Origin of the sequence: Gluconobacter kanchanaburiensis NBRC 103587 (assembly GCF_007988905.1) — a bacterium.
Taxonomy (GTDB): domain Bacteria; phylum Pseudomonadota; class Alphaproteobacteria; order Acetobacterales; family Acetobacteraceae; genus Gluconobacter; species Gluconobacter kanchanaburiensis.
The window spans coordinates 1-19,544 of sequence record NZ_BJVA01000012.1 but is presented as its reverse complement, the minus strand read 5'-3'; the positions used below and the strand labels follow the sequence as shown (position 1 = coordinate 19,544).

The following is a 19,544-nucleotide window of genomic DNA, read 5'->3' as shown; positions in this document are numbered from 1 at the left end:
AATCGTCTATGCGCTGTGCCAGGAGGAACTGACGTGCTTGTAGGTGACGTCGTATTCCTCCACGAAATCGTTGAAGCCGTTTTGGTCATTGATCTGAAGGTCTGAAATTGGCTGTTTGCTCTGTAAAGCGGTGTGGATCGCCCGGCTGATAGCGCGGTTCAGCACACCCGGGCCGGTCTTGAACGCGATGTAGAGATCGGGATAACTGAATGTGTTGACCAATGCCGTCATGGCGGCATTGGCGACATAGGAACTTCCCGGTGCCGCACCGAAGAAGTCGTTATGCAGCACATAATTATGCGTCGTGAAAAGACGGCAGCTTCTGCGGGTGGTTGTCGCAAGACGGTCCCAGGCGTCTTTTGAACGGATCCGAAGGTCGGCATCTAGCCACCAGCCACCATTTGCGAGAATGACGTAGAGGCGAAGAAGGTCGGCGCCTTCGGCCGGATGGCGGACTTTCCGGAAAATTTCGCAGATTTCCCGGCCGTAATGATCGTAAAGCCATTTACTGGCAGATTCACGATCAAAAAACAGAAAGTCCGCGCCGAGCAGTTCCTGATGATACTGGACGTTTCTAAGGATTTCGTCAGGCGGATTGCTGTCCCAGTACATGTAAAGTCGGGCTGGCACATGGGGCAATCCGTCGTTTTCTTCATGAGCCTCCAAACCGGCCGGCGGATGTCGCAGGGCCAGTTCCAGATAAAGCCGGTCTATTTCTTCTCCGGAATGAAAGCTTTCGAAGGCATTTCCAACCAGTTCGAGGCCTTCCGCCGTTCTGCCATGATGCCAGGCAGCCTGGATTCCACGAATATAGTTGGCGAGGCCCGGCGAATAGCCTTCCAGCTCCTCAAGTTCTTCCGGCGGGGGTGTATTGGACGATTTCAGAAGACAGAGCAGCCTGACCTGGAGCAATGACTGCGGAAGAGGAAATTCCGTCTGCTGCTTGCTGTGCATGTCGAAAGCCACCCTGTAAAAAAAGGAGGCCTCAAGAACCTTGCTATGGATGTGAAGGATGTTGGCGATGGCGAAAGCATGCTCTACTGTTTCCGCGCCATGCTTTTGATAATAGGTGATGGCCTGATGGTCGTGGCAGGAATTCAGTATATTGATGTATGTAGATGAAGGGTTGCTAATAGCATCAGATTTAATCATTGGTTAACCAATTCGGTTATAAAAATCGATAAGTCTCGTTCCCCTTATCTTAAGGTAAGATTTTTGTACTGATCAATGGTTTTGGTGTTCTTTATAATAATTCCGGCCTTTTCAGGATTTTTCTCTCCCTGCGGGCAGGTGCTGGATCATTTCCAGATCGGGAATCGGACGGGATGATGGCGAGGCCAGAAATGACACATGAAATAGTTTCCGTTCTGAAGAACGCTCTCGGGCGATGGGTCTGCTGGAAAGATACGTCTGCCCATCCCGCGCTGCTGGCGGTATCGGATTTTCATGACCTTGCTGTTGCGGCGCAGGCGGGGCGGTCTGAAACGGCGTTGCCGGATGGGGAACGTGAATGGGGTGACCTGCGAGCCCTGACGAAGAGCTGGCTTGTTCAGAAAGATCTGGGCGTTGCGCCCGAGCCGTTGCAGACTAGTGATTTTGAGCAGCTTGCGGCTCTTATTTCCCCATCCTTGTCGGAAAACTCTCCTGTGCAGCCTGCAATGGATGAAAGCGAGATAGATGTTTCGGGAGTGCATGGCAGGGAAGGGGACGCAGCTCCGCCGCACGTAGCATTATGGACACGTGAGGCGCCGGAACTCTCCTTTGCCCGCGAACATCTCGAACGTTGTCTCTGATATGGAAAAACCCCGCAACAGCATTGCGGGGCTTTTTTAGAGGGTCAAGATAACAGAAAGATTACTCAGCTCCGGCTGCCCTTGTGGTCACCGTCCCGCATCTCGCCAGTGGGTTCCTGAACATGGGCCTCAAGGAACCAGAGATGTTTGTCGAGGCCGCGTGACACCTCGGTGAACACATCTGCTGTATCGTCGTCACCAGCCTCATCCGTAACCTTGATGGATTCACGCATGTTGTTGGCGACTGTTGCATAACGGTCGATCAGCGCGGCAAGGTGGTCGGCGACGCGGTAGATATTGTTCGGGTATGGGGTGCAGGCGCTGTTTTTGGAGACGTCCTGCACCGTGCCGAGGGCTGTCCCACCAAGCTGTACGGCGCGCTCTGCGACCGTATCGGAGAACCCGTCGATGCTTGAGCGAAACCCGTCAAGCATTTCGTGAACACCGATGAACTGGGGGCCCTTGAGGTTCCAGTGTGCCTGTTTGGTGATCAGGGCGAGATCGATCAGGTCGGAGAGCCGGGCATTCAGCGTCTCGATCGAAACGTTCTTGGTGTTGTCGGCCGTGTTGTTCTGCGTCACGTGACGGTCTGCTCTGGAAGCCATGGAAATCTCCTGAGTATCGGAATGCGACCCGTCCAAGAATGTCAGGTCGGCAGAATATCCCAGCACCTGCATGGTTGCGGCGCTGCTGCCTTCTAAACGTGTTACATGTGCCACAGTTCCTGCTTAAACCTGTTTGCCCATCTGACAATTCCGTTTGCAACGTGATCCGCAAGGTGTGCTTCGCCTCAGGTAATCGCAGGGCGCTTTGCATTGGCGCTTTTGACCGATTGACATAAATCTTTCATCCGTGGGGGAAGCTCTTCTGGTTGTCCTTCCATGATAGGACGGCTAATGCACAGGGATGGCGGCTGCGGTCGCTGGATAATGCCCGTTTTTCAAGTCAGAGCTTCCCACGCATGACCCTTGCCACAGCCACGCAGCCTACCGAGGACCGCGACAGGGCCGGAGCTTCCCGGAGTGGAAACCGTCGCAGCGGGCCTGATACCGCATTCCACCTGCTGGTTGCGGCCTCGGCGCTTCTGGTGCTGGTCGTTCTTGGCGGCCTCGTACTCCTTATGGGTGTGGGGGGGAGTCAGGCTTTCAGGGTCTTCGGTCCCGGTTTTGCGTTTCGCGATGTCTGGAACCCGGTGTCCGACGATTACGGCGCCTGGGCCCCTCTGTTCGGGACGATCCTAAGTACCCTGATTGGCGTCGTGATTGCACTACCCCTGGCGTTCGGAACAGCATTCTGGCTGACGGCGATGGCCCCTCCTCGGATTGCAGCAATCGTCGGAACCGCCGTGCAGCTTCTAGCGGCCGTCCCCTCCATCATTTTCGGCATGTGGGGATTTTTTACGATCGTCCCGTTCATGGCGCGGACGGTCCAGCCTTTTCTGACGCATCATTTCCGGCACACGCCGGGTCTCCGTTTCATCATCCATGGCGCTCCGTTCGGCACTGGACTGATGACCGCAGGGCTGGTTCTGGCCGTAATGATTGCGCCTTTCATGACGGCCGTGATGCGGGATGTGTTTGCTGCTATGCCCAACATGCTGCGTGAGAGTGCCTACGGACTGGGCGCTACACGCTGGGACGTAATGTGGAAAGTCGTGGTGCCGTGGTCCCGTTCGGGCATGATCGGTGCGATCGTGCTGGGCATGGGGCGTGCGCTGGGCGAGACTATGGCCGTAACCTTCGTAATCGGAAACGTGACGGCTGTCGGTTGGTCGCTGTTTGCGCCGCGGAGTACGGTTGCGTCTCTGATTGCCCTTCAGTTCCCGGAAAGTCCGGCGGGATCTCTTCGGCTTTCGGCGCTTCTGGCGCTGGGCTTCATCCTGATGCTGCTGTCCTTCGCCAGTCTGGCTCTGGCGCGGATGCTGCGGAGAGATACGAAATGAGCGATACCGCCGTCTCCTCCACCGGCTGGAAACCTAATCCCCGGGCCGCCCGTCGCCGGAGCGCCGATCATCTGGCGACCGCTTTCGGGATGGTCATGGCCGGCATTCTCGTTCTGGTGCTGGCGTCCATCCTGTGGACGCTGCTGTCCCGCGGGTTGGCCGGACTGTCGGCCGCGACCATCATGAAGCCGATGGGCCCTCCGGGCTCTTCTTCCGGGCTTGCAAATGCCATCATGGGCAGTCTGATCCAGACCTTTATTGCCCTGCTTATGGCGACGCCGCTTGGTCTGGGCTGCGGTATCTATCTTTCCGAATATGGTTCGGACACCAACAAATTCGCATCCTGCGTTCGGTTCGTCTCGGATGTTCTGATGTCGGTACCGTCCATTCTGGTCGGTTTGTTCGTCTATCAGGTTATGGTGGCGCCGTTCGGTCATTTCTCTGCGCTGGCCGGCTCCGTTGCACTGGCCATTCTGGCTGTGCCGATCATTGTCCGCACGACCGAAGACATGCTGCGTCTTGTCCCGACTGCCATGCGCGAAGCGGGTGCAGCTCTTGGCGCAACACGCTGGCGGGTCACGTTGTCGCTGTGTCTGCGTTCGGCCAAGACAGGCGTGTTGACGGGCATTCTTCTGGCTCTGGCCCGGGTGAGTGGTGAGACGGCCCCGTTGCTGTTCACTTCGCTTGGGAACCAGAACTGGTCTTTCAGCCTCAATCGCCCGATGGCCAGTCTGCCCGTCACCATCTACCAGTATGCTGGTGCATCCTATGAAGACTGGGTGCAGCTTGCCTGGGCCGGCGCGCTTCTGGTGACGATGGGTGTGCTGGCCATCAATATTGCCGTCCGCGTCTCGGCGCGACGCGGATGACCCCTCAGACATCTCCGGGGATGACACAGGATTTCATGATGACCGAGACCGATCCGCAGACGGTGAAAAGCCCTGAAGTGGCACTGGCTGTCCGCAATCTGAATTTCTATTACGGCGAAAACCACGCCCTGCATGACATCTCGGTCAATTTTCCGGCGCGCCGGGTAACGGCTATGATTGGGCCGAGCGGCTGTGGTAAATCGACGCTGCTGCGGATTTTCAACCGTATGTATGACCTGTATCCCGGTCAGCGCGCCACGGGTGAAGTCATGTTTGATGGTCGTAATATTCTCGATCACGATTTGGATCTGAACATCCTGCGCGCCCGCGTGGGCATGGTGTTCCAGAAGCCGACGCCGTTTCCGATGTCCATCTATGACAACATCGCTTTTGGTGTGCGTCTCCATGAGAAGCTGAACAAGGCGGATATGGACGCGCGTGTTCAGGACGTGTTGACACGCGTTGCACTGTGGAACGAAGTCCGGGATCGCCTCAACGCACCGGCCGCGGGTCTGTCCGGTGGGCAGCAGCAGCGTCTGTGCATTGCGCGTTCCATTGCGACGCGTCCTGAAGTCTTGCTGCTCGACGAACCGACGTCTGCCCTGGATCCGATCTCCACGGCGCGTATCGAAGAACTGCTGGACGAACTCAAGGAAGAATTCACGATTGCGATCGTGACCCACAACATGCAGCAGGCTGCACGCTGTGCGGATCAGGTGGCGTTCTTCTACATGGGGCGTCTGATCGAAGTGGACAGTGCGGACCGGATGTTCACCAATCCGAAGCAGCAGCAGACCCAGGACTACATCACTGGCAGGTTTGGATAACGCGTCATGGCTGACAGATCTCATATCGTCAAAAGCTACGAACAGGAGCTGGGCCAGCTCCGGTCCATGATGGCGCAGATGGGCGGCATCGTGGAAAATCAGGTTGCTCTCGCGCTGTCCGCTATTGCGGACCGGAACGAGGAAGCTGCTGATGCGGCTGCGCGTCAGGACCCGGAAGTGGACCAGCTCGAACGTGAGGTCGAGGGTCTTGCGATCCGTCTTCTGGCGCTGCGAAGCCCAATGGCGGGTGATCTGCGCGAGATCGTGGCGGCGCTGAAAATCACGGGGGATCTGGAGCGGATCGGCGATTATGCGTCCTCCATTGCGCGCCGTTCGCTGCGGATCCGGATGCCCGAAAACCAGATTTCGCTCTCGGGTCTGCGCAGCATGGGGCGCCTCGTGCAGGAAAACCTGCGCCGTTCGATTGATGCGATCACACAGCAGGATTCCAACCGGGCCATGGAAGTCTGGCATTCGGACCGTGCGGTAGACGAATACTACACGGCCCTGTTCCGTGAACTCGTCACGTACATGATGGAAGATGCCCGCAACATCCGCGCCTGCACGGAACTGCTGTTCATCGCCAAGAACCTTGAGCGGATCGGCGATCATGCGACCAATGTCGCCGAACGGGTCTTTTACGCGGTAACGGGCGATAACCTCCCGTCCCTGCGTCCACGTGGTGGGCCGGCTTCGGGTCTGACGGGTGCGGAGACGACTCAGGAGCCGGACGTCCGGTGAAGACCGTACCTTCGGCCCGCGCCAAGGGGCTGGTTCTTCTGGTAGAGGATGATCCGGCCCTTCTGCTGATGACCTGCTACAATCTCGAACAGCGCGGCTATCGCGTCGAGAAGGCCGAGGACGGGGAATCGGCTCTTGCGGCGCTGGAAACATCCCGCCCTGATGCGGTTGTTCTGGACTGGATGCTTCCCGGTCTGTCGGGCCTGGACGTCTGTCGTCGCATCCGTGCCAATCCAGCCCTGCGGGACGTGCCGGTTCTTTTGCTCACGGCCCGTTCCGCAGAACAGGATGCGATCCGGGGTCTGGACACGGGTGCGGACGATTATCTGATGAAGCCTTGCAGCATCGATACGCTCGATGCCCGATTGCGGGCTCTTCTGCGGCGGCACCAGTCATCTTATGACCGGTTGTCCTTTGCGGATATCACACTCGATCCAGAGACGCATCGTGTGGAACGTGCCGGACGTATGTTGTCGCTGGGGCCGACGGAGTATCGGCTTCTTGATCTTCTGATCCGCAATCCGCGAAAGGTTTTCTCCCGTGAGGATCTGCTACGGCGGATCTGGGGACAGAACATCCATGTCGAGATCCGTACGATCGACGTCCATATTCGTCGCCTACGCAAGGCTATTAACGCGCCCGGCGAGATCGATCTGGTGCGGACGGTGCGTGCGGCGGGCTATGCCCTGGATGACGGTCCGGCCACGGACGGCGCCTGAGGCGTGCCCACCGCAGCGCTTGCGCCCGCGGCGGATACGCTGCCTCTTCAGGTTGGAATGGTTCTCGTCTGTGTGGCTCTGGCGGGCTGGGTTCTGGCCGTCTGGCTGCTGTTGAGGCAGCCGCGTCTTCCGGCATTTCCGCCTGAAGATTATCTTCGACCCGTGTCTCCGACCGATCTGCCCGTTGATCCTCTTCCAGCCTGTGCCGTCGTTCTGGATGGTTTGGGGGCCATCGTTCAGGTCAATGAGGAGGCGGCATCCCAGTTCGGAGAAACGGTAGGCGCGATCCTGCGGCATCCTGCGGCACGGGCTGCTCTGTCGGCAGCGCTGCGGGTTCCGGTTCTTTCTTCTGCGTATGGCGCTGGCGGCTCGACCGATAGTTCTTCTGCAAACGGCGTTCCGGCGGCCAGCCGGGCCGATCTGCCGCCTGTCTGCTCCACGACGTTTACGCTCGATGTTCCGGTTCCGCGTACGTTTCATCTGATGCTTCGGCGGCTGCCTGGCGGAAAAGGACAGGACAGGCGCGTTCTGGTGATCCTGAACGATCGGAGTGAGGCGCAGGCAGCGGACCGCATGCGCATGGATTTCGTCGCGCATGCTAGTCATGAGCTTCGTACGCCTCTGGCTTCGGTCAGCGGGTTTATTGACGCTCTTCAGGGACCTGCGGGGGAAAATCCCGCCATCCGTCAGCAGTTCCTGGGGGTGATGCGTCAGCAGTCCGAACGTCTGAAGCGTCTGATCGACCGGCTCCTGTATCTGTCTCGCGTTCAGGCGCATGAGCACCAGCGTCCCCGCGATCTTGTGGATGTCGCTGATCTCATGGCTGTGGTTCTGGGCGAAGTCGCCCCCCGTTTTGAAGCAGAAGGGCGGACGCTCAGGCTTCAGATCGAAGATGATCTCGTCATCCGTGCCGACGAGGATGAAATAGTTCAGGTTCTGCTGAACCTGATCGAGAACGCGCTGCGATACGGCGCAGGCGAGGCGGAGCCGCTGACCATCACACTGTCGGCCCGGCGAGCAGTCATCCCTGACGACCGTTGGCCCGCCGATGGAGGCGTTATTCTTGGGGTGGAGGACGATGGGTGCGGGATGGAGGCGCATCATCTGCCGCGCCTGACCGAGCGTTTCTACAGGGCAGGGGCCGGGACAGGGCACGGCACAGGACTGGGGCTCTCCATCGTTCGTCATATTCTGGACCGGCATGGCGGCCGTCTGCGGATTGCGAGTGCTCCTGGAAAAGGCACCACCTGTCTAGTTTGGCTGCCACCTGCGCGGGGCAGTCTTGCAGTTCCAACAGGAGAATGACAGTTTCTTTCCGAAACAATCAGGGGTCTTGTTGCTATGACAGTTTTCCGGAATTTTCGCCGTCTTGGTCTTGCGGCCCTGCTGACGGGCAGCATGTTTACACCCCTGCATGCGGCTGATGCGCCCGATACTATTCCTGCTTGGCTGAACGATATCAACGGCGCTCAGGCTATGGGCTGGGTGAGGGAACAGAATGCCCGCACCCTGCGTTTGCTGGGGCATGGGCCGCTGTATCAGGGGCTGTATGAGAAATCGCTGAAGCTGCTTCAGGCGCATGACCGTCTGGCCTCTCCGATCCAGATCGATGGCATGATCTACAACTTCTGGCGCGACGATCGCCATCTGCGCGGCATTCTGCGCCGGACGACGCCTGATTCCTATGCGACCGAACATCCGGAATGGACGGTGGCGCTGGATCTCGATGCGCTCGCGGCCAAGGAAAAGCGCAACTGGGTCTATAGCGGTGTGGATTGCCTGCACAGTCAGCAGAATCTCTGCCTGCTTCATCTCTCCGACGGGGGCGAGGACGCAAGGACCGTCCGGGAATTCGATCTGCGTACGGGGCAGTTTGTGGAAGGCGGTTTCAGCCTGCCTCATGCCAAGCAGGATTCAAGCTGGCTGGACCGCGATACCCTGCTGGTCAGCTATCCCTGGACGGATGCTGATCTGACGGAATCGTCCTATCCCTATATCGTAAAGCTTCTGAAGCGCGGCCAGTCCCTTGAGCAGGCACAGACGGTTTTCACCGGGAACCGCAAGGACGTCGAGGTTGGTCCTGAGGTGCTGCATGATGGGGCAGGTCATCAGGTGACGCTGATCCGCGAAGGCCTGGATGCCTTTTCGTCGAAGGTTTTCCTGTATCGCGACGGCCAGGTGACGCAGGTCGCCATTCCCCAGAAGGCGGATATCTCGGGGCTGTTCAACGCACGTCTCGTCGTCCAGCTCAAGGAAGACTGGAAAGTCGGGACACAGTCCTTCCCACAGGGCAGCGTGGTTCTTGTCGACCCGGCCGCGGCAACGGTCGCGCCCCAGCTTCTACTTGCGCCGACGGGGCGGCAGATGATTGAAAGTGTCGCCACAAGCCATGGCCACCTGATCGTGACGCTGTACGACAATGTGCGCGGAAAGATTTCGATCTACACCCCGACGGGAACGGCCTTTACGCATCGGGATCTGCCCCTCCCGCAGAATATGTCTGTCGGTCTGGTCAGCACTGACGAGGCCAGTCCGGTTGCCTATGCCGTCTCCAGTGGTTTCCTGAGTCCGAGCACGCTGTGGGAGATCAACAGCGATACGGCCTCGGTCCAGAAACTGCATACCCTGCCTGCCCAGTTTGATGCCTCGGATATGGCGGTGGAGCAGCAGGAGGTCCGTTCGACGGATGGTACGAGCGTTCCTTATTTCATCGTTCATCGTCGGGACATGAAGCTCGATGGCACCAACCCGACGCTGCTTTATGCCTATGGTGGCTTTGAAGTGCCGCTTTTCCCGTCTTATTCGGCCGGAATTGGCAATAACTGGCTGTCGCGTGGCGGTGTCTATGTTCTGGCGAATATCCGCGGCGGCGGTGAGTTCGGGCCAGCCTGGCATGACGCGGGTCTCAAAACGCATCGTCAGCGGATCTATGACGACTTCGCTGCCGTGGCAAAAGACCTGATGGACCGCAAAGTGACGTCGCCCCAGCATCTGGCGATTCAGGGCGGTTCCAATGGGGGCCTGCTGATGGGGGTCGAGTTCACGCAGCATCCGGATTTCTGGAAGGCGGTCGATATTGAGGTCCCGCTGCTGGACATGATGAACTTCGAGCATATGTCAGCAGGCGCATCATGGGTGGGTGAGTATGGAACGGTCTCCATTCCTGAACAGAAGGCGTTCCTGCGCGGAATTTCGCCACTTCAGAACCTGAAACCGGATGTCAAATATCCCGTACCGTTCATCGAGACGACCACGAAGGATGACCGTGTCGGCCCGGTCCATGCCCGTCGGTTTGCGTGGCGGATGAGCGAACTCAAGCTGCCCTATTACTACTGGGAACAGGTTGCGGGCGGTCATGGGTTCGGGGCCAGCCAGAAGGAAATCGCCCAGACGCAGGCGCTCAGCTATGCCTATCTGTGGTCCGAACTGGGCCGGACAAAATAAGACGTCTCTGTATGCAGGCAAAAAAAGGGGCGCTCTGTGGAGCGCCCCTTTTTTGTGCCAGAAGTGGAGGTTCAGCCGTGACGGCGGCTGCGGTCCAGCAGACACCAGCCACCGATCAGGATGGCTCCGATCAGCGGGATGGCACCGATCGTGATCGTGCCGTCAGGATAGTCGAAGGCCATCATGACAAGGACAAAGCCCAGAAAACCAAGGGTCGCCCAGGTCGTATAGGGCGCTCCGGGCATGTTGAAGCCTGTCGGCATGATGTCTCCCCGGTTGATGGCGGCCCGCAGACGGAGCTGGCACAGCAGGATGAAACCCCATGTGCTGATGATGCCGAGGGCTGAGAAATTCAGGACGATTTCAAAGACACGGGACGGAATGAGATAGTTCAGCATCACGCCGACGAGGTAGACCCCGAGCGTCGTGAGAATGCCGACATAGGGAACAGAACTTCTATTCAGCTTGCTCAGTGCCCGGGGGCCGGAGCCACCGAGGGAGAGTGCGCGCAGGACGCGGCCGGTGGAATACAGGCCGGAATTGAGGCTTGAGAGGGCAGCGGTCAGGACCACGATGTTCATGATGGTGCCGATGCCCGGAATGCCCAGTGCTTGAAAGAACGTTACGAACGGGCTCGTGCCGGCATGATATTCCGTCCAGGGGAGCAGACAGACCAGCAGGATGACGGAACCCACATAAAAAAGGGCGATCCGCCAGATCACGCTGTTGACAGCGCGGGGCAGGATTTCACGGGCGTCTTCACATTCTCCCGCCGCTGTTCCCAGGAGTTCGATCCCCGAATAGGCGAACACCACGCCCTGAAGCAGCATGAGAGCCGAAAACAGGCCATGCGGAAAAATGCCGCCATTTTCGGTAATCAGATGAAAACCCGTCATATGGCCTGCCACAGGCATGCGGGTCCCCAGAATGATGGCGCCTGCGACGAGAAAAAGTGCCAGCGCTACCACCTTGATGAGCGAAAACCAGAACTCCATTTCGCCGAAATAGCGCACGCCGATCATGTTCATGGTGCCAACGATCGCCAACGCCACGAGGGCGAAAACCCATTGTGGGACAGGCAGGAAGACCGCCCAGTAATGCATGTACAGAGCAACCGCCGTGATATCGACAATGCCCGTCATGGCCCAGTTCAGGAAAGACAGCCAGCCTGCCATGTAGGCAGCGCGTTCCCCGAGGAATTCACGCGCATAAGTCACGAAGCTGCCGCTGGTCGGGCGGTACATGACGAGTTCGCCCAGCGCACGTAGGATCAGAAAGGAAAAGAGGCCGCAGACGGCATAAATGATCGCAAGAGAAGGGCCCGCGACCTGAAGCCGGGAGCCTGCTCCAAGGAACAGGCCGGTACCAATTGCTCCCCCGATCGCGATCATCTGAACATGACGGCGCCCGAGATCCTTGTGATAGCCTTCCTCGCTGATCGCTCCTGCATGGGGCGGGGTATGATCGTGAGCCCGGCTTGTGGTCATCTGCGCGTCCTGGAAGTCTTAGGGAAAATGATTGGTAAGCTGAAGCGGGCACGCGGAACGAAATTCCCGCGACCCTACGCATCATGCGCGGCTGCTATGTGTCACATGCATGGGAACATAAGCCAAACTTGCCCTGATGCCAACGCGCATTGCTTGCGGGTTCGAAACTGCCTGGCGCCGTGTTGCCTCAATGTCCCGGTGGAACGGCCATACAGGCCATTCCCTGTTTGGAAAGAGTGGAGCAGGCCTGTGCGGCGCCAATGCGGCTGATGCCTGTCAGTCGCGCGCGCCAGACGGTGGCTCCATGACTGGACGTCGGGTGCACCTCGACTCGAGCGGACTGGAGTTGGGTGAATGCGGCCTGACGCGCCATCGTCGTTGCGAATTTGGCCTGTCCGATGCTCCCAAAGGCACCCACCTGAATGGCCCACGGTCCATAGCTGCCCGGTCGGTGATATCCTACGACCACGGTGGTGGAATCCTGGGGCTGAACCGGCGGTGTATGAGGACCGGGAATGACCGGGGATGATGGGAGCAGGGAGGAGGGCATGGGGGCACTTGTGGTATCCTGCCCTTCTGCGGACGGGGGCGGGAGCTTGGATGTTGCAACCGGCTGGACCGCGCAGGGAACATCGGGGTTATAGGCTTCGTCCGGATTGCATGGGAGCGCACTGGGGGCCGCAATCGGAGCCTGTGCCGCAGAGGTAGTAACGTGGCGGCTCGCCCAGACCTGCTGGACGTTACGGGAGGCCGCCATGACAGGGGCGGGGGCCAGATTGGTGGTTGCCCCAGCACCCGAGGCATTGAGCTGATCAGCGCTGGCATACGCAGCTAGAGGCCCCGTCATGGCAATTTCAGTACCGAGATTCGGCGTAATGCTTGCGACGTAATTGACCGTTTCGCTCGGCAGTCGCCGGCCATTGTAAAGATAGTCCTCAAGGCGCTGGGGGCCAGCATTATAGGCTGCAAGAAAGGCGGGAGCTCCGTATTTCCGGGCAAGAATGCTGATGTAGCCTGTTCCGGCCATGATGTTGTCATGAGGCTCGTAAGGGTCTGCACGCAGACCATAGCGTGACTGCATGTCAGCATAGGTCTGAGGCATGAGCTGCATCAGACCCATGGCTCCCGAATGTGACGTGATGGGGCGCCCGTTCAGGAACTGGTGTCCTCCCGACTCCTGATGGATGACCGCCCGGATCCAGGCCTGCGGAATCGAGAAGCGGCTGGCCGCCTGGAGAATGTATGGTCGCCACGGATCGCCGGCTGGCCCGGGTGCACGATAGGCACCGCTTGAAGAATAGTATCGATTGTAGGGCGAGCGCTGACTGGCACAGCCTGCAAGGAAGGCAAAGCTGAGGATTATGGTTCCCGCCTGAAGGAAGACTCGCCTTTTCCTGCGCATCATAAACCCACTGTTAATCTTTTGTGCCGATGATGAACGCTGTCCGAAAGAGAAGGCAGGCAAACGGTGACGACGGAGACTCCGGAAAACGAAACCCCGGTTAAGAAGGGGGGTAAGCGCAAGCTCATCATCCTTGCAGTACTGGCATGCCTGCTTCTGGTAGGTGGTGGAGCCTTTGCATGGAAGCATTTTCATCAAGCCGCAACCCCGGTAGCAAAGGCTGGTCCTCAGCCGGTGAAATGGACGACGATTACCATTCCTACCATTCTTTCGAATCTTGATTCCGGTACGGACCGTACCCGGTATGTCCGGATCGGTGCCCGGCTAGAAGTGGAGGACGGAAAGAACGCGACCAATGTGGCTGCCCTGATGCCGCAGATCCAGGATGCTTTTCAGACCTGTCTGCATGGAATGCAGGCATCGGAGCTGTCCGGAAGTGGCATTTACCGTCTGCGCGAAACAATGTTGGCGCAGATTACCAACATTGTGGCTCCTCTGCGGGTCCGGGATCTCTTCTTTGTCGAGGTGCTTGTTCAGTGAGCGACGACCGACAGGCCGGCACTGCTTTTGCAAGTCATGATATCGATATGCCTGTTGCCGCATTCCCGCTGTCGGGTAATGGGATGGAAGGATTTGATGACAGCGACGGGCGTGATCAGGTTCTCAGCCAGGCCGAAATTGACAGCTTTTTTGGTAAGGATTCCGTGGTCAGTGGGCCTTCTGCGAGCACGGGCATTGAGCGTGTGGTCAGTACCTCTGGCGTGTCGTCTGAGCGTCTACCCATGCTGGAGGTCGTTTTTGACCGATTTACGAGAATTCTAACGACCAGCTTGCGCAATTTCACGAGCGATAATGTCGAAGTCTCGATGGACCGCCTGGGCTCGCAGCGATTCGGCGACTATCTCGAAAATGTGCCTGGACAGGCCATGTTTGCCGTCTTCAAGGCGGAAGAATGGGATAATTATGGCATCCTCGTTCTCAGTTCCCCCCTTATTTATAGCATCGTCGATGCGCTGTTAGGGGGGCATGCCCGAAGCGATCCTCCTGCATATGGTTCTTCAGGCCGCCAGGTGGGCCGGCATCATACGGCGATCGAACGCGCGTTGATCGAGCCCATGATCAGGATCATTCTTGACGATCTCGAAACAAGCTTCAGTCCCCTGTGTGCGGTCAACTTCCATTTTGAGCGGCTGGAAATGAATTCCCGCTTTGCCATGATCAGCCGTGCCGGAAATGGCGTGGTTGCGGCGCGCTTTGGCATTGATATGGAAGGTCGAGGTGGCGACGTGGATGTGGTCCTGCCACATGCCACACTGGAACCTGTAAGAGATATCCTCCTCCAGCAGTTCATGGGCGAAAAGTTTGGTCATGACGGGATGTGGGAGACACATCTTGCTCAGGAACTGTGGCAGACAAATCTGACTCTGGAGGCCGTTCTTGAAGAGCAGACTGTCAATCTGAAAGATATCATGAAGCTTGCACCTGGAGATCAACTGGTGTTGCGGCGAGAGCCGGACGCTTCGGTTCGTCTGCGATGTGGTGAACATGTTCTGTTTACCGGGCGCGTCGGGCGCCGTCAGGGACAGGTTGCCGTCAAGATCGAAGAAATTCTCAATGAAAAACGTGGCACCGGTAGTGCCGCATCATATAGCTGAGCGGAGCATATTGCATGGACAGGTTTCAGCTCTGGATCGAGATTGCCTTATCAGCTTTGTTATTGGTGACGATTTTTTACAGCCTTTATCTTGGTCGTGCCCTCTCCGTGTTGAGACGTGATCGTGGCCAGCTGGATGTCCTGATAGCCAGTCTGCAGTCCAGCAGTGCGCAGGCCCAGTCGGGCATTGATCATCTTCGGCAGACGACCGAGCTTGTTGGACGCGCACTGGGTAAAACCGTTGAATCGGGCAAAAGTCTCAAGCGTGATCTGGCAATGCTGTGTGATCGTTCTGAAACCCTTGCCCAGCAACTTGAGTCTCTTCTCCCCGCAGGTCGTGCTGCAACTGCCACCATAAAGGTCGCGTCCAGAATTGATGAAGATGTGGAAGAGGCTCAGTTCCGCTCCGCGTTCAGAATGAAGCCGGAAGATGTCCGCACGATGAAGTCAGGTGCAAGTAAAAGCGCCGCTGAGCGTGAACTCCTGCGCGCACTTCGGCAGAAGCAGGGATAAGGAATATGTTTTTTCGTATTCTTCACCTCGCATGCGGTTTGATGATCGTTCTTCTGGGGGTAAAGATTTACGCGATTGCCGGAGATCTTCTGGACGATACGAATTCCTCCTCACCCGCTCTGACGGCTGCGGCCATGGCGCAGTCCCAGCCCGAAGCTTCAGCGCAGGTTTCTCCCGCCGTTCAATCTCCTAAGACACAGACTGTATCAGCCACGCCTTCTGTCTCAGTTCCGAAAACGGAAGACCTTTGTGCTCAGGGTGGTTGCAAAGGTCCTTCGCCTGTAGCCTCTCAGCCCAAAGATCCTGGATTGGAAGAGCAGCTTGAAGCTCGAGAAAAAGAGCTCGCTCGCAAGGATGCAGCTTTGAATGACCGTCAGCGCCTTGTCGATGCGGCTGAAGAAGAATTGCAGCGCAGAATGACCGCGCTGGAAAATTCCCGGACGGCTCTTGCAACAAGCGAGCAGCATACGGACCAGCTACGAAACGAAGACGCCGACCGCCTCGTCAAGATTTATCAGGTCATGAAGCCTGAGGATGCCGCCGCAATTTTCAATATTCTTGATCTGCGCGTCGGAGTAGCTCTTCTCAACAGAATGAATCCACGAAAAGCATCCGCCATCATGGAAGCGATGTCTCCCCAGCGGGCTATTCTGGCGACGCAGCTCCTGGTGAATTCCCATGCACGTCCTGCTACCAAGATTGGTGGTAACGGATGAAGCGGGCGTTTCTGATTACTCTTCTGAGCTTCTCGTCACTTGGAGGGGCGGCAGCATCTGTGGGTCTCAAACCGTCGGGTCCGCAACCCGACTCTGCAAAAGTTTCTTTACCGTACTCCAGCGACAAGCAGCTTTTGCCGGCTGGGTGGTCCTTTCTGAATGACCCTTCCCCCCTTTTTCCACATCCTGAAAAAACTTTGGAACAGAAGCCGGGTGTTAAGGGAGCGAACATGGTTGCTGGGAGGCCTCTGACGGAAGACAGATCGGTAGTTACAAAGGCCGTTCCCGCAATTCCTGGAGCAACTGGTCTGTGGTTGCCATTGGGCGAACTGACGCCTGTAGCGGCCTTTCGAAATTCAGGAAACATTCTGATTGTTGCTGCCGGGCGACATGTTCTTGATACCGCAGGTCTGTCGCAGGTTGGGCCTTTCACGTCCGTGTCGAGCCGGTTACTGCCGGATGTGACTGTTATTACGGTGGGGCTTGCTGATGAGCTTATACCTGTGTTGCGGCCTGTAGGAGCGGGATGGACAATATCGGTTGCACCAGACGTAAAACCCCAAGAGGATATGGTTCTTAGGCAGGGCAGAAATACACTGACTTTTACGTCGCCTATCGAAGAGGGGGTGCCACAAGTTGTAGCCTTGGCAGACCCGGCATCAGGGCGAAGACTTCTACTAGGAATGACGCGATCCGGTCGTATTCAGAATAGTATGCGGCGTCTGGGCACGGGTTTTGCCGTTCGAAGCAGTCTGGTTGGTGTCGTGATTGCTGCCGACTCCGATACCATCGAATTAAGACAGGCTGGCGGTAAGCTGGTTCTGGATAGTGCTGGTCCGAACAGCTTTCCATTGATTGCATCTGGTCGCCTCCAACCTTATGGCTCTTCGCTCAGTGGTGTCAGCCTCACGGCGGCTTCACCGGAAGAACTCCGGGAAGCACTTCGACGGGAAACGGTCTCAGCAGCTTTGGCATCGTCAGGGGATCGTTTTGATGCCCGTATGAGAGTCGCGCAGGTGGCGGCGCAGGCCGGTAATGGACCGCTTCTCAGCGAAGTCATGCAAGTGGCCTTACAAGACTGGCCAGAAGGTCTTGAAAAACCGGCCGTGCGCCGTCTGCAGCAGATATCGGCTGTTCTGAATGACCGAGCGGGTTTTTTTTCTCTCGCAGAAGACGGAGGAAACACGCCTGAGGATCAGCTCTGGCGCGGGATGATGCGGATGATTTCATCGCCTACCAGCCGCGCTGGGCAGATGGTGTCCGGGTCTGACGAAAATGACCGTTTGCAGACGGCAGATCTGCTCGCGAAAGGGCTGCCTGTATTGCAGGCTTACGCAGAACCTCTGCGAGACAGACTGATGCCTGTCGCCAGCGAATGGGTCGCACGTTATGGTAGCGATAGCGCTGCAAAGATTCTGGAACAGTTGCCAGATACCGGCCAGACGACCTTGGCAAAAGCGCTTCTTGCAGGACGCCGAAATATGCCTGGTGCCGACAAGAGGCTTTCCGATCTTGCGCATGATCCCTCGCCTCTTGTCTGGCCCGTTGCCCGTGAAGCATTTCTTAAACTGGCCCTCGAAAAAAAGACGCTTCCCGCTCAGGCAGTTGCTGATCAAATCGATGGAATCCTGCCGGCTCTTCGAATTGCGAAGCGTGAGAAAAACGGTCGTCTTCTACGGATTAATGCTCTGATAAAGGCCGGTAACTGGGCCGCCGCCGGAGCAGCCATTCAGGAATGGATTTATCGCTATCCGGATGATGTGGATGCCATTCGTAGTCAGAAAACGACTATCCTGAGGCAGATGGCACAGTCTGCTTCTGGAAACGAGCGGCAAAACAGAGATGAAATCGTATTTCTGAAGGAAGCTTTGTCGCAAAATTCAAAAGATTTTTCTCAGCAGGATATCCTTGAGGCCCTGGCGCATCGTTATGAGGCAATGGGACTGCCGGATCAGGAGCGAGAGACGCTGCGCCGGCTTCTGGTTTCTCAAGATGGCCCAGCGGCTACACAGGTTCGTATCAGGTTGGCTTCTCTCGAGCTGGAGATGGGAGATCTTAAGGCAGCGCGCGATGATCTGGCGGCCTTTATCGAAGGATCACCTGATGCGGCATTGGCTCTTCCTGGTGCACGCAGCGGTCAGACAGTCGATGTTGCGCTATTGAGGGCACGCATTGCCCTTGCAGAGCATCATTCGGATGAAGCTGCAGGAGAACTGGCAACGATCCGCGATCCCCGGGCATGGACTTTCCGGGCACAGATGGCTGAAAAATCGGGGGAGTGGTCTCGTGCCGTAGAAGCTCTCTTGCCGATGCTGGACAGTCTTCCGGAGCCGGGCAAGTCTCAGGATACATCGCTTTCGCCTGATCAGCAGTCGCTTGTCTTGCGCGTGGGTGGAGATGCTTCCAGGGCGCAGGACCAACAGACTCTCGACAAGCTGAGTGCCCGGTTTGGAACGCTGATGAAAAATACCCCTTCGGCAGGCGTTTTTCGTCTGTTGACCGGGTATGAAGATAAGGCTGTGACGCCGTTGTCCGCTGGCGGGTAGTTTTGGTCAGGTCTGAGGGAGGGGGCGATGACCTTCAAGGAAAACCCGAATTCCGTATGCCATGAATTCTTCGAGCTTTTCCTGTGAACGGCTGGGTTTGCAATGGGTGAGTTGTCCCAGCATGGGGCCGCCGAGTGTCATCCCGAAAAGCAGATCCGACGCTTCGGGAACATCGGGAATATCGAGCCTGCCTGCTTCGGACTGGGTCGTTAGCCAGTTCTGGATTGGCAGAGAGCGCCCGGAGAGCTGGAAAAGGTCTGCGACCAGTTGGCGCACGGCCGGGTTTCGACTGGTTTCCGTGACGACAGAGCGCAGTAGGCTGAGACGTTCATCGCAAAATATGCATGCTGCAATGCTGGTCATCAGTCCGAAGAGCTGCTTTTCCATGGAGTCAGTAGACAGTGGAACATATTCTATCGGAGCAAAAAGACGTTCGATGATCAGGGTCTCAAACAAGACCTGTTTGGAATCGAAGAACTGATAGAGGGTTTTTTTGGACATGCCTGAACATGACGCGATGCTATCCATCGAAGTCGCATGATATCCATGTGTTGTCAGTACGGTGCTGGCCGCATCCAGGATCCGAGTCCGTCTTTCGGCTTCATCGAGCTGCAAGGGACGACCACAGCAGGGCTGTTTCCGGTCTTCGGACTGGCTGCTCGACTGACTGTTCAAAATCAACTCCGATATTATTTCACAGACTGAATTGACGTCTGTCAAAGAAACCCGCTAGTTTCCGTTTTCGCAGGAAACTAGCGGGTTTCTGTATCACAGGATAGCGGCCGTATCATGCCTTCTTTTCAGAAAATGACCTTGAATTCTTCTGCCGCCCTGTCGCCGGTCGGTTTCTGGGGCGGGCGGAGAGCCTTTTTGGCACCTGCTCTGCTCCTT

18 protein-coding genes are annotated in these 19,544 nt (G+C 57.3%); 13 read left to right on the top strand and 5 right to left on the bottom strand.

Features of this window, described 5'->3' with window-relative positions; all coding sequences use genetic code 11:
* Positions 1 to 6: 6 nt before the first annotated feature.
* Positions 7 to 1,152, bottom strand: coding sequence for a glycosyltransferase family 32 protein (locus tag GKA01_RS09935; RefSeq protein WP_146862269.1), 1,146 nt, complete (start codon positions 1,150 to 1,152; stop codon positions 7 to 9).
* Between the two features lie 191 nt (positions 1,153 to 1,343).
* Between GKA01_RS09935 and GKA01_RS09930 the strand changes: the two genes are divergently transcribed.
* Entirely contained in the window at positions 1,344 to 1,793 is a 450-nt protein-coding gene (locus GKA01_RS09930) for a hypothetical protein (RefSeq protein WP_146862266.1), read from the top strand.
* Positions 1,794 to 1,858: 65 nt separating this feature from the next.
* Here the strand turns inward: GKA01_RS09930 and dps are convergent, their stop codons facing one another.
* The gene (dps, locus tag GKA01_RS09925) at positions 1,859 to 2,398 is read right to left on the bottom strand and encodes a DNA starvation/stationary phase protection protein Dps (RefSeq protein ID WP_146862264.1); all 540 of its coding nucleotides are present in this window, start codon (positions 2,396 to 2,398) and stop codon (positions 1,859 to 1,861) included.
* Positions 2,399 to 2,754: 356 nt separating this feature from the next.
* On the opposite strand from dps, the gene pstC reads away from it, so the two are divergent.
* Genes pstC through GKA01_RS09890 form a run of 7 tightly spaced genes read left to right on the top strand, consistent with a single transcriptional unit; the run spans position 2,755 to position 10,335 of the window.
* A complete protein-coding gene (gene pstC / locus GKA01_RS09920; protein WP_146862261.1) occupies positions 2,755 to 3,735 on the top strand; it encodes a phosphate ABC transporter permease subunit PstC in 981 nt (326 codons plus the stop codon).
* Positions 3,732 to 4,604, top strand: coding sequence for a phosphate ABC transporter permease PstA (gene pstA / locus GKA01_RS09915; RefSeq protein WP_146862258.1), 873 nt, complete (start codon positions 3,732 to 3,734; stop codon positions 4,602 to 4,604). The genes pstC and pstA overlap by 4 nt, the downstream gene beginning before the upstream one ends.
* Before the next feature lie 38 nt (positions 4,605 to 4,642).
* A complete protein-coding gene (gene pstB / locus GKA01_RS09910) occupies positions 4,643 to 5,431 on the top strand; it encodes a phosphate ABC transporter ATP-binding protein PstB (protein ID WP_146862379.1) in 789 nt (262 codons plus the stop codon).
* 6 nt (positions 5,432 to 5,437) lie between these two features.
* Entirely contained in the window at positions 5,438 to 6,172 is a 735-nt protein-coding gene (phoU, locus tag GKA01_RS09905; RefSeq protein ID WP_146862255.1) for a phosphate signaling complex protein PhoU, read from the top strand.
* Positions 6,169 to 6,891 carry a response regulator gene (locus GKA01_RS09900; RefSeq protein ID WP_146862252.1) on the top strand — a complete coding sequence of 241 codons (723 nt, stop codon included), beginning with the start codon at positions 6,169 to 6,171 and terminating at the stop codon, positions 6,889 to 6,891. The genes phoU and GKA01_RS09900 overlap by 4 nt, the downstream gene beginning before the upstream one ends.
* A gap of 3 nt (positions 6,892 to 6,894) precedes the next feature.
* A complete protein-coding gene (locus GKA01_RS09895; RefSeq protein ID WP_244289197.1) occupies positions 6,895 to 8,196 on the top strand; it encodes a sensor histidine kinase in 1,302 nt (433 codons plus the stop codon).
* Between the two features lie 36 nt (positions 8,197 to 8,232).
* Positions 8,233 to 10,335, top strand: a complete 2,103-nt coding sequence (locus tag GKA01_RS09890) for a prolyl oligopeptidase family serine peptidase (RefSeq protein ID WP_228119925.1) — start codon at positions 8,233 to 8,235, stop codon at positions 10,333 to 10,335.
* A gap of 71 nt (positions 10,336 to 10,406) precedes the next feature.
* Here GKA01_RS09890 and GKA01_RS09885 read toward each other — a convergent pair whose 3' ends face one another.
* Positions 10,407 to 11,822, bottom strand: coding sequence for an amino acid permease (locus GKA01_RS09885; protein WP_146862249.1), 1,416 nt, complete (start codon positions 11,820 to 11,822; stop codon positions 10,407 to 10,409).
* 187 nt (positions 11,823 to 12,009) lie between these two features.
* The gene (locus GKA01_RS09880) at positions 12,010 to 13,227 is read right to left on the bottom strand and encodes a transglycosylase SLT domain-containing protein (RefSeq protein WP_146862246.1); all 1,218 of its coding nucleotides are present in this window, start codon (positions 13,225 to 13,227) and stop codon (positions 12,010 to 12,012) included.
* 63 nt (positions 13,228 to 13,290) lie between these two features.
* Between GKA01_RS09880 and GKA01_RS09875 the strand changes: the two genes are divergently transcribed.
* The 5 genes from GKA01_RS09875 (at position 13,291) to GKA01_RS09855 (ending at position 18,653) form a co-directional block, all read left to right on the top strand.
* Positions 13,291 to 13,764, top strand: coding sequence for a flagellar basal body-associated FliL family protein (locus GKA01_RS09875; RefSeq protein ID WP_146862243.1), 474 nt, complete (start codon positions 13,291 to 13,293; stop codon positions 13,762 to 13,764).
* Entirely contained in the window at positions 13,761 to 14,879 is a 1,119-nt protein-coding gene (fliM, locus tag GKA01_RS09870) for a flagellar motor switch protein FliM (RefSeq protein WP_244289196.1), read from the top strand. Before GKA01_RS09875 ends, fliM begins: the two co-directional genes overlap by 4 nt.
* 14 nt (positions 14,880 to 14,893) lie before the next feature.
* Positions 14,894 to 15,391 (top strand): DUF6468 domain-containing protein, encoded by a 498-nt coding sequence (locus GKA01_RS09865; RefSeq protein WP_146862240.1) that lies wholly within the window; start codon positions 14,894 to 14,896, stop codon positions 15,389 to 15,391.
* A gap of 5 nt (positions 15,392 to 15,396) precedes the next feature.
* Positions 15,397 to 16,107, top strand: a complete 711-nt coding sequence (locus GKA01_RS09860; RefSeq protein WP_146862238.1) for a MotE family protein — start codon at positions 15,397 to 15,399, stop codon at positions 16,105 to 16,107.
* A 683-nt stretch (positions 16,108 to 16,790) separates the two neighbouring features.
* A complete protein-coding gene (locus GKA01_RS09855; RefSeq protein ID WP_146862235.1) occupies positions 16,791 to 18,653 on the top strand; it encodes a tetratricopeptide repeat protein in 1,863 nt (620 codons plus the stop codon).
* Between the two features lie 6 nt (positions 18,654 to 18,659).
* Here GKA01_RS09855 and GKA01_RS09850 read toward each other — a convergent pair whose 3' ends face one another.
* Complete coding sequence (locus GKA01_RS09850; protein ID WP_228119938.1) at positions 18,660 to 19,268, bottom strand: TetR/AcrR family transcriptional regulator; 609 nt, start codon at positions 19,266 to 19,268, stop codon at positions 18,660 to 18,662.
* Between the last annotated feature and the right edge of the window lie 276 nt (positions 19,269 to 19,544).

Excerpts from the sequence above, each read along its gene's own strand:
- GKA01_RS09935 (WP_146862269.1), bottom strand. The coding sequence starts at position 1,152 with ATGATTAAATCTGATGCTATTAGCAACCCTTCATCTACATACATCAAT.
- GKA01_RS09930 (WP_146862266.1), top strand. The coding sequence starts at position 1,344 with ATGACACATGAAATAGTTTCCGTTCTGAAGAACGCTCTCGGGCGATGG.
- dps (WP_146862264.1), bottom strand. The coding sequence starts at position 2,398 with ATGGCTTCCAGAGCAGACCGTCACGTGACGCAGAACAACACGGCCGAC.
- pstC (WP_146862261.1), top strand. The coding sequence starts at position 2,755 with ATGACCCTTGCCACAGCCACGCAGCCTACCGAGGACCGCGACAGGGCC.
- pstA (WP_146862258.1), top strand. The coding sequence starts at position 3,732 with ATGAGCGATACCGCCGTCTCCTCCACCGGCTGGAAACCTAATCCCCGG.
- pstB (WP_146862379.1), top strand. The coding sequence starts at position 4,643 with ATGACCGAGACCGATCCGCAGACGGTGAAAAGCCCTGAAGTGGCACTG.
- phoU (WP_146862255.1), top strand. The coding sequence starts at position 5,438 with ATGGCTGACAGATCTCATATCGTCAAAAGCTACGAACAGGAGCTGGGC.
- GKA01_RS09890 (WP_228119925.1), top strand. The coding sequence starts at position 8,233 with ATGACAGTTTTCCGGAATTTTCGCCGTCTTGGTCTTGCGGCCCTGCTG.
- GKA01_RS09885 (WP_146862249.1), bottom strand. The coding sequence starts at position 11,822 with ATGACCACAAGCCGGGCTCACGATCATACCCCGCCCCATGCAGGAGCG.
- GKA01_RS09880 (WP_146862246.1), bottom strand. The coding sequence starts at position 13,227 with ATGATGCGCAGGAAAAGGCGAGTCTTCCTTCAGGCGGGAACCATAATC.
- GKA01_RS09865 (WP_146862240.1), top strand. The coding sequence starts at position 14,894 with ATGGACAGGTTTCAGCTCTGGATCGAGATTGCCTTATCAGCTTTGTTA.
- GKA01_RS09860 (WP_146862238.1), top strand. The coding sequence starts at position 15,397 with ATGTTTTTTCGTATTCTTCACCTCGCATGCGGTTTGATGATCGTTCTT.
- GKA01_RS09855 (WP_146862235.1), top strand. The coding sequence starts at position 16,791 with ATGACGCGATCCGGTCGTATTCAGAATAGTATGCGGCGTCTGGGCACG.